Source organism: uncultured Serinicoccus sp., assembly GCF_947500995.1.
Classification (GTDB): Bacteria; Actinomycetota; Actinomycetes; order Actinomycetales; family Dermatophilaceae; genus Ornithinicoccus.
Genome location: NZ_CANMUA010000005.1, coordinates 1 through 14483, shown reverse-complemented (window position 1 = coordinate 14483; position 14483 = coordinate 1). Strand labels below are relative to the sequence as shown.

Annotated in this window: 8 protein-coding genes and 1 pseudogene; 7 read left to right on the top strand and 2 right to left on the bottom strand. The window is 65.1% G+C overall.

The window, feature by feature from the left end:
* The first annotated feature begins 106 nt into the window (after positions 1-106).
* The 6 genes from Q0967_RS08670 (at position 107) to Q0967_RS08650 (ending at position 6728) form a co-directional block, all read left to right on the top strand.
* Entirely contained in the window at positions 107-964 is an 858-nt protein-coding gene (locus tag Q0967_RS08670; RefSeq protein WP_299449597.1) for a tripartite tricarboxylate transporter substrate binding protein, read from the top strand.
* 323 nt (positions 965-1287) lie between these two features.
* Positions 1288-1758, top strand: coding sequence for a tripartite tricarboxylate transporter TctB family protein (locus tag Q0967_RS08665; RefSeq protein WP_299449596.1), 471 nt, complete (start codon positions 1288-1290; stop codon positions 1756-1758).
* 12 nt (positions 1759-1770) lie between these two features.
* Positions 1771-3273, top strand: a complete 1503-nt coding sequence (locus Q0967_RS08660; protein WP_299449595.1) for a tripartite tricarboxylate transporter permease — start codon at positions 1771-1773, stop codon at positions 3271-3273.
* Positions 3270-4283 carry an iron-containing alcohol dehydrogenase gene (locus Q0967_RS08655; RefSeq protein ID WP_299449594.1) on the top strand — a complete coding sequence of 338 codons (1014 nt, stop codon included), beginning with the start codon at positions 3270-3272 and terminating at the stop codon, positions 4281-4283. The genes Q0967_RS08660 and Q0967_RS08655 overlap by 4 nt, the downstream gene beginning before the upstream one ends.
* Before the next feature lie 110 nt (positions 4284-4393).
* The gene (locus Q0967_RS17410) at positions 4394-5548 is read left to right on the top strand and encodes an MFS transporter (RefSeq protein ID WP_367181613.1); all 1155 of its coding nucleotides are present in this window, start codon (positions 4394-4396) and stop codon (positions 5546-5548) included.
* Positions 5549-6212: 664 nt separating this feature from the next.
* Positions 6213-6728, top strand: a complete 516-nt coding sequence (locus tag Q0967_RS08650) for a zinc-binding dehydrogenase (RefSeq protein ID WP_299449593.1) — start codon at positions 6213-6215, stop codon at positions 6726-6728.
* A gap of 21 nt (positions 6729-6749) precedes the next feature.
* On the opposite strand, the pseudogene Q0967_RS08645 reads toward Q0967_RS08650, so the two are convergent.
* Positions 6750-6973 (bottom strand): annotated as a pseudogene (locus Q0967_RS08645) (ISL3 family transposase); the annotation flags it as partial.
* Between the two features lie 95 nt (positions 6974-7068).
* Between Q0967_RS08645 and Q0967_RS08640 the strand changes: the two are divergent.
* A protein-coding gene (locus Q0967_RS08640; protein ID WP_299449592.1) for an IS3 family transposase occupies positions 7069-8264 on the top strand; the annotation gives its coding sequence in 2 pieces (ribosomal slippage) (positions 7069-7321 and positions 7321-8264; 1197 coding nt in all).
* A gap of 245 nt (positions 8265-8509) precedes the next feature.
* Here Q0967_RS08640 and mobF read toward each other — a convergent pair.
* Positions 8510-14245 (bottom strand): MobF family relaxase, encoded by a 5736-nt coding sequence (gene mobF, locus Q0967_RS08635; protein WP_299449591.1) that lies wholly within the window; start codon positions 14243-14245, stop codon positions 8510-8512.
* Positions 14246-14483: the final 238 nt, after the last annotated feature.

Here is a 14483-nt window from a genome sequence, read left to right as displayed (position 1 = left end):
TAGAGCACCCGCCACTACCCTGCTGGCCTTGGTTGGGGCCTTGGGTCTAACGGCTTGCGGGGGAGGAGGGTCAGGCGACGGCGGAGACGACTACCCCTCGCGAGACGTGACAGTCATCGTCCCCTATGACGCCGGCGGTAATGGGGACACCATGGCACGCGCCATAGCTCCATGTCTCTCCGACGAGACTGGGGCCTCGTTCGTCGTCGAAAATGTCCCTGGGGCCGGGGGGACGATCGGGACACGTCGGCTGGTGGAGGCTGAGCCCGACGGGTACACGGTGTCTATCAGTTCGAACAGCCCCACTGTCATCACTCCCGTGACTACTGATACTGGCTACGAGTTCGACGACATGGAGGTTGTGGCTCTCATGTACGCAACCCCTATGATTTTGTGGGTTGCTGGCGACTCGGACATCGAAACTTTCGAGGATTTTGCCGAAGCGAGCAGTTCTGAGGAAGCCACCATTGCTACGCCTGGCGCAAATTCCCTTCAGGACTTCGCTACGCGTGCCCTGGTTGAAGACGGTGCGTTCGAGGCGAGGGTCGTACCCACCGACTCGAATGCCGAAATCGCTCGAGGCGTGCTAGCCGGCGACTATTCGGCGGGTGCCACGGCGGTCTCGCTGGACTACCTGCCCCGAATCGAATCAGGGGAGATGCGCGTCATTGCAGTAGCCGGTGACTCAGTACCCTCATACCTCCCAGGGGAGACGCAAACGTTGGAGGAACTGGGTTACGGGGACGCGCTTCCATCGATGTCGATCGAGGTTCCCGTCGTTGTCCCGGCAGGTACCCCGGAGGACGTTCAAGATCGACTCACGGATCTGTGGCGCACATGCTTGGACGAGCCTGACGTTCAAGAGGGTGTTGGCCCATTCCTTCCCGAGACCTTCCGGGATCCGGATGAGGTAACCGATGAGTACAAGGAGCTGGAGGAGGCAATCCGCGAGGTCGTCGGCTGATAGCAGGCACGGCTCTTGGGCCGGCCTAGGGACCACCAAGTCGCGGTGTGTCCGTAGGTCGGCCCAGGTCAGGTCCTGGGCCGAGGCGCCTCCAAGGAAATCGCATATTCGGGCCAGACAGATGACCAAGCCGGGGCCGTCACGCGGGTTCGGATCCGAAGCAGCGCAATATTGGACTACCCAAGAGCGAGGGCATATGCTACGAGTCGGCCCCCAGATTGAGGCCCCCAACTTAAGCGGTGGCTTGGACAGCAGAGCCCGTGCACAGGCGTACGAAACAGCGCATCTGAGGTTCGAGAAACCTACCACCCAAGGAGAAACAGATGCCTAAAGGCATGCCCCCACAAACGGACTCTCCCGCTGGCCCGGATGTCGGTGCACAGGTCTCCGATAGAATCATCGGGATACTGCTAATGGCGATAGCCGTCGCCGCGGTCGTAGAGGCACTCAGACTGGGACTGGGAACAGTAGAGAGGCCAGGTCCGGGGGGCTGGATCATGAACGGTGGTCTGCTGCTCATGGTTCTGTCAATCCTAATCATTTGGAGGCCTAGGCGTAGCGAACCGTTTGCCGAAGGGGGAGTAAAACGTGTCGTGATGTTGATCGTCTGGATATGTCTATACATCATTGCCCTACGGCCCCTGGGCTTCATTTTGGCCAGCTCGCTGTTCGGAATGGGCGCAGTGTGGATATCACAGGAGCGTCGCGTTATACCTCTCGTACTTGTGCCCGTTGGCGTAACGGTCTTTATCTATCTGCTCTTCACCCAAGTCTTAAGCGTTCGTCTCCCCTGAGAGGGCTATATCGTGTTCGAAGGCATTGTTGAGGGTTTCTCAGTTGCGTTAACCGCCCAAAACCTCCTGTTTGTTACCCTCGGCGTTTTAATTGGAACCGTTGTAGGCCTCCTACCCGGCCTGGGGCCGACCGCCGGGGTGTCCCTGCTCCTTCCGTTAACATTTGGCTTGCCCGCGTCCACAGCCATTATTTTCCTCGCCGGGATATATTACGGCACGATGTACGGCGGGCGAATACCAGCGATCCTTATCAATATGCCCGGCGACGCGTCGGCCGTTGTGACTACTTTCGACGGTTACCCCATGCGTCTGCAGGGCCGCGCCGGGCCAGCTCTCGCGATAACTGCTATCGGATCCTTCGTCGGCGGCACGATTGCGATCGTGGGATTGACCGTACTAGCCCCCATTGTGGCGCGGTACGCTGCGCGAGTCGGCCCTCCCGAGTTGTTCATGCTCACTCTCTTTGGTATATTCTTGGTGGCCATCATCGGCAGCGGCTCTAAAGTTCGAGCTTTTTCTTTGGCTGCTTTGGGGCTCCTGATTGGAACAATCGGCGTCGACGCAATGTCGGGTCAGACGCGTTTGACCTACGGGAATTATGATCTCGCTAGCGGGATTTCGATCGTCGCTATTGCCGTGGGCTTGTTCGGGCTGAGTGAGGTTTTCTACGCTATAGATACTCGGTTGGGGGCCGAGGGTGTTGATACAAAGTTGGGGCGGCTCTTCCCTACGATGGACGACTGGGTGCGGAGCCGGTGGGCCATGGTGCGGGCCGCGATTGTCGGATTCTTCATCGGCGTGGTTCCTGGCGGTGGCGGAACCGTGAGTTCGATTGTCGCGTACGGTCTTGAGAAGAAGATATCCAAGGAACCATCTCGGTTTGGTAAGGGCGCCGTTGAGGGGTTGACCGCGACGGAAACTGCTGACAACGCCAGCTCCAACGCGTCGTTCATACCGCTACTGACACTGGGCCTGCCGCCAAATTCAGTTCTAGCGGTGATGTTCGGCGCTCTCCTAATGCACAATGTTCCACCGGGACCCGGGCTAATCGAGCAGCATCCCGACATCTTTTGGGGCGTGATCGCGTCGATGTACATTGGAAACTTGCTACTTCTGATTTTGAACCTTCCCCTGGTTGGGGTGTTTGTGCAAATTCTGCGGGTGCCGCCCGCGTTCTTGAACGCGATCATAGTCATAATAGCCGTCGCAGGGCTGTACAGCATAAACCATAAGTTGTACGACATCATCGTGGCACTCGTGTTTGGCGTTATAGGATATGCCTTGAAGAAGTGGAAGTTTGATCTTGCCCCCCTTATACTGGCATTCATTCTTGCGCCGATGATGGAAGTTCAGTTCCGGCGCTCGATGATAATGGGGGATGGCGAGTTGGGTATCTTCGTGTATCGCCCGTTTTCAGCGCTCATGGTGATCCTTCTCGTTGGATTGGCTGGAATGCTCGCTTGGGGCGCGATACGCGGAGATAAGAGCGCTCCCGCTGAGGCGAACATCCGATGACCCCGGTTCGCTACTTGAACCGTCTCGAGGAACTCCTCGACAGTCTCGAGCACTGGGCACTCGTGGTTCATCGAAACCTCGAGGTCCCAGAGCCCTTGTTGATGCGGGCTGCTTGGGTACAAACTGTCTCAAGTTCTGATAAGAATATTGCCACGGCCCTTGCCTTGCGTGAACGCATCGCCAAAACCGGGGTTCATTCAGTGGTGGTCATAGGCCCAGGCGCTATTATGGACCTTGCGCGTTTTGCGTACAGCGCTTCCTCAGCTGACGTTTTGCGCGCTTTTTCGAAAGAGACGCGGGCCACCTACGAAGACATCGAAAGGGATCCGCTCCCCGGCGACTTGATTTTGTGTCCATCGGCCGTATCGGGGGCAGAGTCAGGGCGTGTCGCGGTCGTCAAGAAGAGTGGTTCGGAAAGGTTGTTTGTCAAAGTTCCCGAAGGGAGCATTGTCTATATCGAGGACGTGCTGAAACAGACACCCTCAAGGGTCTTTCGCATGAGTATTGAGAATTGTCTCTCAAAAGCCTACGATGCGTATGTGCTCACGAGGGGTGACGAGCGGTCGATGGAGGCTCTGGTCGCGGCGGTGGAGCTCGAGCGCTCCCAGTTCGAGTCGCGGCCCTCCCGTCTACATCAGGCGCAACTGGCGGCCAGAGTCCAGGACGGTGGCGGCATTGGGATAATCCATGCGACTTGTCACCTGGTTCGATTTAAGTTGGACGTTCAGCAGGGCGAAGTGCACAAAATACTTCGTCGGCCGGTGTTCGATTGGGCGTGTGAACGGCGTCATTTATCCGCGCCTCCATTCTTGTCAGTTTCCGGGTCACCTCCACACGGCACAAATATTGTCCCAGCCTGCTCGCCGGAATCGAGCGTAGTCACAGGCGGGGAGTTGAAGGAATGGTACGAGTCGGATGTTCTTTGCGATTTGTCCTGGATGGATTGGAACATTATAGATTTGCGTGGCCTAGCTGCGCTTGTAAGGCGTGCTATGGAATCGACGCGTTGAATGTGTTTCTCGCAGCGAGGAGTGTCAATATGAACTGGCCTGGCCGCCATTGTGGGGTCTGCTTGGAAAGCAAATAGACTGAAGAGGTAGTCCCGTTGGAGGGCGCAAGAGTGTCTGATGAGCAGGGTGGGCCCAATACGACCGTCGCTTTGGTCGTAGCGTCCACTATAGCCTCTGTCTTTCCGGCTTTTCTCGTGGGGGCTCAAGCCCCGAGAATCATGAACGACCTTGGGTTGACCCCAGCGGACCTTGGACTAGCCGTTGGCTTCTTCACGGTGGGGCTTGCGACTGCATCACTTTTTGCTGGTGGCGTTCTTGACCGTTGGCATGTGGGAACCGGGGCCCTATCTGGGGGTGTCTGTGGGGTCTGCGCCGGGCTCGTGGTGGCGACTGCGCACACTCTTCCGGTCTTGTTGCTTGGACTATTTGTGGGTGGCCTGGGCAGTAGCGTTCATCAGATGTCAGTGGGGCGCCTACTGGGGTCCATTGTTGTCGGGTCCAACTATGGAAGGGCCTTCGGTTGGTTTCAAAGCGCTAAGCCTCTAGCTGTGGCTGCTTCGGGTGCCGTCGGTGCGCTCACGCTGACCGCAGTTAGCTGGCGAATGTCTTTCGTTCTCGTGGGGGTCGCAGGCTTCTGTTTGTCTTTCGCGCTCAGTCGTCGGTGTCCTAGAGGAGTCCGTCGGAGGCCACGTCCTGAAGAGGGTCCGTCGCCTGCGGTCATCCTAGTCCTTGGGGTTTTCATGGCGTTTTCTTATGGAATGACGAACGTGTCCACCACCTTCCTTGTAGTCACCGTTGTTGCAATCGATGTCGCGGCTTCATGGGGAGCGGTACTTCTCATTGTTGGTGGGCTTTTATCGGCGGCCAGCAGAGTGCTGGTAGGCTCTTTCGCGGATTCACCAAGGGTAAGCGAAACGGTACTAATAGGTAGTCTTTTTGTTCTCGCGGGGCTTGGTAGTTGGTTGGCGTCTGTGCCGTCTCTTGCGGCCATTATCGTGGGCGTGATTCTCATCTTCGGTTGTGGCTGGTCGTCCGGAAGTTTGTTGATGGCTATGGCGACCAGGATGTACAAGGATCACAGTCGCGCGGTAATGGCCAGGCTCCTGATAGGGGGGGCCGTTGGTGGCTCTGTCGCGCCACCCTTGTTCGGGTTGCTCAGTGGTTCACAAGGTTACTCCTTGTCTTGGTCCGCGTGGGGGGTTGTTATGTTATTTACTGGGTTATTGTTCCTATTCTGGACGCGCAAACATGGTGAATTACGGTAGACTCCCTCTGGACCGCCGCGTCGTTTCATGGTTCACCGAATCTTGGAACGGCGGAAGCCAACGTGGCTGGCGTTCACGTCTTCAGACGCTTTCTGGGGAAGAGCAGACAGTCCAACTGCTCGTTGCGGGCTAGGGTCGATGCTGTAGCGTTTTTGCACGAGTTGATATTGTTCCTTCTAGTACAAGGATTACGTTCATGAGAGCAGTAGTAATTGATGGTACCGGAGAGAACGCTCGCTTCGTCTTACAAGACGTCCCACGGCCGACCATGGGACCGAACGATCTGTTGGTTGCCGTTCGCTCCAGCGCCATCAACCAAGCGGATTTGCGCCGTAACCCGACGCACTTTGAGGCGTCCGACCTGGGGGGATCTGAGCCTGTCGCTGGGCTGGAGATGGCGGGTCATGTAATGGCGCAGGGGTCGAATGTGGTGGGTACGTGGGTTGGGCAACGTGTTATGGGTATGACGCCGCGGGCATGGGCGGAAGAAGCAATTTTGGACTTTCGGCTAGCCTTGCGTGTTCCGTCGGCGTACAGCTGGGCCGAGGCGGCTGCTGCGCCTGTTTCGTACACTACCGCTTTCGATGCTTTGCATCGCGCTGGGCACCTATCGCCGGGCGGTTCGGTTCTGGTGCGCGGGGCGACGTCTTCCACTGGCTTGGGGGTGGTCCAGATAGCTAGGCACCTCGGCGCGGGCATCATAATAGGAACTACGCGCTCGAGAGAGAACGCCTCCGAACTACTAGGCATTGGCTTCACAGCTGTCCTGGGTGGCAGCGAGGAGGCGGTCGCCGGAGAGGTGGGCTCTCTTGTCGAGGGCGGGGTGGATCTTGTGATAGATATGGTGGGGGGTTCCACGATCAACAGCAACGTCTTGAGTACTGCAATCGGTGGTCGGATCGTCCATGTCGGGCGTCTGGGAGGTACCAGGGGAAGTATGAATCTCGACGAGTTCGCTCGCCGGCAAATAACTATGAAGGGCGTCACGTTCCGGACCCGTTCCTTGCAAGAACGGATTGTGGTGACGCGTTCTTTCGAGCGGATGATTTTGCCTCTGATGGCTGCTGGCGTTCTGCGACCTCGGGTAGCCGAGGAAGTCGGTTTGGAAGCCGTGCTTGAGGCCGAGCGGCTCTTGGGGCGAGCGAGGCGTCTCGGGAAGGTAACGCTTACGGTCTCCTGAGCCTATACGCAGGAGCTCGGCGCACGGGTAGCGGCGCACGGTGAGCAGCAGCGCGGTGGGTCGCCACCCTAACGGCTCGTGCGCCAGCTCCCGGGGCACGGTCCCCGCGGGGCGCCCTAGGAGCCGCACTGCCGGCACCAGTCGTCCGGTTCGAGGACCCGGCACGCAAGCACCGCAGGGTCGGGCTGGAGCAGCTGGGCGGTCACCTCCAGACCGAGGTCTTCCAAGCCGGTGAAGCTGGTCAGGTCAGGGCGCCGGAAGGTAGCGTCGGCACTGAGGTTGACCCCGTTGGGTGGACATCCTGACCGGCCAGGTGAGCCTGGCAGGAGAGGATGCCCTCATGGGTGCCAAGAGGAAGAAGTACACCCCGGCGTACCGTCGTGACGCTGCCCATCTGGTGATCGACACCGGCCGCACCATCGCTGAGGTCGCCCAGGAGATCGGGGTCGGGGCCCAGTTGCTGGGGCGGTGGGTCGCGACCGAGCGGGCCCGAGTGGAGGACCCGCCGGGGGCCCTGGATATCGATGAGCGGGCCGAGCTGGAACGGCTGCGGGCCGAGAACGCCCAGCTGCGGATGGACCGGGAGTTCTTGAAAGCAGCAGCGGCCTTCTTCGTCACGGAGAACGCCTCGAACAACCCCAGCGGGCGTTCGAGCTGATCCACGCGGAGAAGGCCACCTTCGAGATCGTGCGCATGTGTGAGCTGCTCAAAGTGTCCCGGTCGGGGTACTATAAGTGGGTCGACCGGCAAGTTGCCGGTCCCTCGGCCCGGGCGCAGCGCCAGGATGACCTGCTCGTGAAGATCCGCCGGTTCCACGCCGACTCCGACGGTGTGAACGGTGCACCGCGGATCACTGCGGACCTGCGCGAGGACGGCGAGGTCGTCACGAGGAAGACGGTCGCCAAGCTCATGCGCACCGACGGGCTCCGCGGGATCAGCCCCCGACCGTGGCGGCCGGTCACGACGTTGCCGGACCAGGTGCCGCACACCATCCCCGACCGGGTCGGCCGCCGTTTCGACCGCGGTGCCCTGAACGTGGTGTGGACCTCGGACATCACCTACCTGGCCACCGGCCAGGGTTGGCTGTACCTGTGCGCCGTCCGCGACGGCTGCTCACGCCGGGTGATCGGCTATGCCTTCTCCGACAGCCTGCACACCGACGTCGTGGAGACCGCGCTACGTCGTGCGGTCACCTTCCGCGACGACGAGGTCACCGGTGTCATCCTGCATGCCGACAGGGGCTGTCAGTACACCTCCACTCAGCTGGCCGACGTCGCGCAGGAGCTGGGCGTGCTGCTCTCGGTCGGACGCACCGGTGTGTGCTGGGACAACGCCCAGATCGAGAGCTTCTGGTCGACCCTGAAGACCGAGTTCTACGAGCGATACGAGTTCACCACTCGGACCGAGGCGATCCACGCCGTCACCTCCTGGATCGAGAACGTCTACAACCGCCGCCGGCGCCACAGCGCCCTGGGCCAGATCCCTCCGGTAGCGTTCGAGCACCGGACCATCACCGCGGCCTCAGAAGCCGCTTAACCGATGTCCACCGGACGGGGTCAACCCCAGCACGCCGAGGTCTTTCGGATGGGTTGCGTGAGAACTCCCATCTTCGGAAGATTTCGATGCCTACCCCCGGACCTACGCGCCACGCGCTCGCTACACCCGCATCTATGAAGAGCCAGTAAACACGACATCTCGTATTGATCTGCAGGATGCACCTGAGTCTGGCGACCCGGCAACCCACTCCCCAAGAAGGCCGTCCCGGACCTGACGCCACCGGGTCAGCGGCCCGGGGTCGTCGGCCGGTGGGGGGTGGCCTGAGGTGACTGCCGTTCGTCCTCGGGGCGGGCCGCGGTTGTGGAGACCGTCTCCGCAGTTCCGAGGGCTGTCTCCGGGGGTGGAGCGGTCACCGTTAGTCGGTGGCGCAGGGCCTGTGCCGGACGGGATGAGACCAAGGGCTCGTCGCTGATGCTGGCCTTGGCCAGGGCTTGGACGTCGTGGCCTTCGTCGTGCAGGTGCTGCATGACGTGGGCCAGGGCCGGCCAGTCCTCCTGGGTGGTGAGCCGGTTGTCGAGTCGGTCGGCAATGGGAGCCCAACGTTGTTCGTGGGTCTGCTGTGCGGTCGCGTCGATCCGTGCGCGCACGTCGCGGTCGTTGTCGAGCTGCTGTGTGGCGACCGCGTAGGGGTCGTCGTGCCAGGCGCGGACGGCCTGGTGGAGGGACCGGCGCGTGGTCTGGTCGTTGGTGCCGAGGCGGTCGGCGATCTCGGTGCAGGTGCGGTCCCAACTGGACGGGTCGGCGGTGGCCAGCACCCGGGCGGCTGGCTCGAGTGCCTCGTCGAAGGGAAGGTTGGTCAGCCGCTCTTCCAGCAGGAGGTCGGACAGGGGGGATGAGGCCAGGATCGCGCCGGTCAGGGCGTCGGCGCCCTGGTGGTGGAGCATGGCTGCGGGGTCGGTGCCCTCGGGCAGGGGCGTGTGGAAGGTGGGGACGTTGTGCTGGGCGAGGAGCCAGTGGGCCCGTTCGGCGGCCATGCGGCCGGCCAGGTCGGCGTCGGTGGCCACGACGACAGGGCCGCCGAGCTGGGCGAGCTGCGCGGCCTGGTCTGCGGTGAGTGCGGTGCCCAGCGGAGCGACCCCGACGGACATGCCGCGGGTGGCGAGGGTGATGGCGTGGGCGTCCATCGGGCCCTCGACGAGCACCGGGGTGGCCCCGGCCTTGAGCAGGTCGGCGTCGGCGTCGGCGCCGTAGAGCTGGTGGCCCTTGGAGAACAGGGGGGTGCTGGGGGTGTTGAGGTACTTGGGACCGGCATGCGGGGCGTCCTCACTGGTGGAGGGGTTGCGGCGGCCGACGAACCCCAGCACCTGCCCGCGAGTGTGGTCGGTGATCGGGAAGACGGCCCGGTCGCGGAACCGGTCGATGAGGCGGCCGTCCTTGGTGGAGGTGACCAGCCCGGTGGTGGTCAGTTCGATGTCGGTGACGCCCTGGGCGCGCAGGTGGTCGGCCAGCCGGGTCCACCCGGCTGGCGCGTACCCGGGGCGCACGTTCGGGTGGCCGGCGACGTCCTGGCCGAACCGGCCGGCGAGGTAGTCGCGGGCCCAGCCACCGGCGACCAGCTGCTGCTCGTAGTAGTGCAGCGCCATCGCGTTGACCTGCGCCAGCCGCTGCACCGGGACGGGCGATTCCTGCGCCTGCACCGCGCGGTCGAAGGCCCGCTGCAGGTCGGTGTCGGTCGGGTCCAACGGCCCCATGAGCCGGCGGTACTGCGCGGCCAGGGCCAGACCGGCGTTCACCGTCGAGGGGTCGAGGTCGTCCTGCTGGTCGGTCGGGGCGTCGGTGGGGGAGGGGGTGGTCAGGGTATCGAGGTACTGGCGGTACTCGGCGTCGGTGGCCTGCACCGAGACCGGGTGGGGGTCGACGCCCGTCCCACCTGGCTCGAGGGATTCGTTGTGGGGTCCGATGTCGGTGTGCAGGTGGGTCGGGTCGTCCAGCAGGGTGCTGATGGTCCAGGTCATCGCCGCGGCGTCGTCGACGTCGGCTCCCGGCGAAGGAGCGGTGGCCACCAGGGCGTCCAGGGACCAGCCGCGCTGCAGGGCGTGGTCGACGGTGGTGACCAGCGCCGGCCACCAGCTGCTGGCCTGCATCTCCCGTGCCCGGTCCTCCCCGAGACGGTCCGCCAGCGTCGGCGCCCACGCGGTGGACAGGAGCTGCCCAGTAACGGTGGTGGTGTTCACGGCCGGGGTCAGCTGCTCGGCGACGCGCCACCACAGCGCGGCCGCGGCGTGGTCGTCCGGCAGGGCCCGGGTGCCAGCGGCGTGGCGGAGCAGGGTGGCGGCGTCGATCCCGGCCCGGGTGGCGGCGGCCAGCCGCTCGGCCAGGACAGGGGCGAAGGCGTCTTTGGCCGCCCCCGGCGCGACCTCGGACAGGAGCGGTCCCCACTCGGCCAGGGCGGGGGAGCGGTCGCCCTGGATCTGGGATCGCAGCTGGCGTTGGTAGGTCGCGGCGGCCTTGGATGCGTGAGCCGGGCCGGTGGGGCGCAGGTCGGTGGCCTCGACCTGGTTCGCGGCCCGCCACACGGCGACAGCTGCGAGCACGTCGTCGGCCGGGCGGGCGGTGCCCTGGGCCGCCCACTCGGGGGTGGGTGCGGTGACCGCGTGCTCGGCGACCTCGGAGGCGAGGTCGGTGACGCGCTGGGCGCGGGCGGCCAGGTAGGGCCCCCAGGTCGGGTCGGTGACCAGGGTGGCTGGGATGCCGGGGGTCCATGGCAGCGGTCCGGAGGCGGTGTTGCGCATCCCGGTGTCGTCCAGGCGCCAGTCGAGCACGGCAGCGGGGTCGGCGGCGGTGTCGACCTCCCGCGCGGTGACCGCGCCGGCCAGCGCCTGAACCGGGTCGTTCCCGCCGGCGGCGATGAGGGTCAGGTGCGCCCGCAGGGTCGGCCACGCCGCCGCCTCGCTCATGCCGGGGACAAGGCGCTCGGCGGCCTCGTCGAGCGCCTGGAGACGATCGGTGCCGACCGTGGCGGCGGCGGTGTAGAGCGCGTCGACGTACCGGGCGGTGGACTCACCGAGCAGGACGGACGGGTCGTCGGCCTCGCGCAGCATGGTCGTCGCTGAGGCAGGTGCCTCGTCCCGGGCCAGGATGGCCTCGAGCATGTCGGTGGCGGTGCGCGGGCTGACCGTGTGCGGCTTGGCGGCGTCGTGCTCGTCCCCGGTTCCGACGACCTCCAGGTAGACATGGTTGTCGTCCCGGCCGCGGGTCATCATCGTGTAGAGCTGCTGGCGCGACTCGTCCCCGGTGGCCAGGCCGTGGGTGACGTCGACCGACACCCCTTGGGCGGTGTGCACGGTGGAGGCGTACCCGAGCTCGACATTGGCTGCGACGTAGTCGGCCGGCAGGACGATCTTGCGGGCGGTGCGGGTGTGTTGCACGACCAGGGCCCCGGCGCCGGTGGTGTCCAGCACGGTCCACCGGTCACCGTTCTTGACCCAGTCGGTCGGTGCCGTCTGCAGGCGGCGGTCGTTGCGGCGGGTGATGACGGTGTCCCCGACCGAGGCGTGGTTGCCGTCGGACAGGGCGACCTCGTCGGTGGGTCGGGGTACCCCGTCGAGGCGGTGGTCGCGGGCACGTTGGTTGAGCTCGGCGACGAGCTCCCGGGTGGGGGCGAGCATGATCGCGTCCCGCCCACGGGCCCGGTCGGCCGACCAGGCACCGAAGACTTCTTCGGTCATGGTGGCCAGGTCACCGACGTGTACGCGTCCGGTGTCGAGGTAGAACCCCAGGGCGGAGGGGCGTCCTTCCCGCAGTTCGAGTGAGGCTGCGCCCTCGGCGGCCCCGGTGAAGCGCATCAGCTCGGTCAGGTGCAGAGCGCCGTGGGTGGCGCGGATGTCGCGCAGCACCCCGCCGGCGCCGACCGCCGCCAGCTGCTGGTCGTCCCCGACCAGACGCACCGAGGCACCCCGGGAAGTGATGAAGGTGACCGCCTTGTCCAGGGACAGGGTGTCGACCATCCCGGCCTCGTCGATGACCACCAGGGCCCGTTCGTCGATGTCCGTTGCCCACCGAGGCAGGTGCTCGGGGTCGTGCTCGAGGTGCCAGACCAGCTTGGCCAGGGTGTCGGCCTGGGTGCCGGCGTTGTCCCGCAGCACGGCGGCGGCGGCCGCGGCCGGAGCGAGCCCGACGACGGTCCCGCCGGAGGCCTCCCACGCCCGGGCCAGAGCCCGCATGGCAGTGGTCTTGCCCGACCCGGCCGGCGCGATCGCCAGCTGCAGCCGCGCCCCCGACGTCGCCATGCCCTTGACCAGCGCCGCCTGCCCGGCGTTGAGGTGTACCCCGTTGGCGACCGACTCCAGCAGGGCCACGTCCACGTCCTGCTCGCAGGCGCGGCGCCCGTCCGTGACGCCAGCAGCGGCGACCAGGCGTTGCTCGGCCTCCAGGACCGCGGTGGAGGTGAACAACTGCGATCCGGCGACCGTGTAGACGCTGGACCCGTCGGCCCGACGCAACGGTTCGGGCTCGCTGATCGTGTCCGCCTTGGCTGACGTCATCGTCTTGCTGCGTGCCAGCGCTTCCTGCGTGAGCTGCTCGACCAGGTCCTCGACCCGCTCCTGGGGGACGTCCGCGGCACGAACGCGACGCTGGGCCTCGGCGCGCACGTGCCACACCTGCCACGTGGACCGGGACCCTTGCACGGTGTCCACCACCCGCGCCGCGGTCCGCTCCACCCACGCCTCGTCGACCCGCTCGCCGAGCCCGTGGGTGCGGGCCCCGGCCAGCGCCGCGTCCACCATCGAGGCCAACCCGTCATGGTCACCGAGGACGGACAGCGCCTCGGCCCGCCACGCCTGTCGCTGCTCGGCCTCGGAGCGGGGTTCGTGCTTGGCGTCGCGCGTCTCCAGGGTGGCCTGCTGCGCGAGCTGGATCGACTCGACCGGGGTCGGCGGCCGCCCGTGCTGAGCCTGGAACGCCTGCGCCAGCTCACTGCGCCGCGCCTGGATGCTCGCCCGCCTGCTCGACCACGCCTGGTTGAGCCGGTCGTCGACACCGACGACCTCGCGCACCGGCCGCTTGCGGGCCTCCGGCCCTGTGGTCGGGGTCCTCGGGGCGAAGGTGAGCCCCAGTGGGCGCAGGTGCTTCTCCAGGGCAGTGTTGTACGCCTCGGAGGCGGAGACCGTCGCCTTGTGCAGCAGGCGGCTGTCGATGGACAGCCACCGCCCGTCAGCCGCGGTCTGCACCTTGTTGGCCACCGCGACGTGGGTGTGCAGGTCCGGGTCCCCAGCGCGGGAGTCGCGGTGGGTGAACGCCGCGGCGACCATGCCGCGCACGTCCACCTGCTGCACGCCGTCCTTACCGGTGCGGGTGAACAGGGCGTGCTTCTCGATGTAGGCCAGGGCGTCGCGGACCGCAGCCTGGTGCGCGGCCTTGATCTGCAGGGCCAAGGGCCGGTCGGCCACCGCCCACAGGGTGGAGACTGACTTCACGGGGGAGAAGGTCAGGTCAAACCCGGCGACCGCGGTGGTCCGCGGCCGGGACTGCTTGGCGATGAGCCCGGCCAGCTCCCGCTCGTCGAAAGGCTCGCGTCCGTGCTCGGCGCGGAACATCTGCAGGGCGACCTGGGTGCGGATGCTCGCGCGTTCCTCCACAGGGATCGGGTGGTCCACCGGCAGCCCCAGAGCCTTGTTGTGCTTCTCGAACCGGCGCGCCACCTCGATCCGGAACGGGGTCACGTCATCGCGGCCGCCGTACACCCGGAACGGACGGCCCAGGCTCTGCCCGGACTCATCACCCAGCGGGTGCTCCCCGGTGCCGAACAGCCGAGTCATCTGCTCGGCAGTGACCTCCTCACCGGCGGCCAGGCCGGCGATCCCGGCCATGCCGGCGCCGACCCACACACCCGGAGCCTCGCCCTTGGCGGTGTAGTAGCTGCCCAGCCCGCTGTGGCCGACCTCGGTGGCGTCCTGCCGGGCGACCTGCCGGGTCAGGTAGTCATACCCCGACCCTGCGGTCAGCCGGTGGATCGTCATCGTCATACCTATACAAAGCGGAGATCCGAGGCCCAGGGACTCATTTCCGGGCAACTTTCCGATCACGATCTGGCAGAGACGCGGCCCCGGAACGGCGGTCAACTTGCAGTTGATTCGCGGCCCTATACTGGTGGACAGCCCTATCGGAACCAGTCCTTATAGCTGGCCCGAAGCAGGCGACGCCCCGCAGGTCAGGCGCCCGGAATGGGAGGCGTCACGCTCCGTCGTTCGGCGCTTC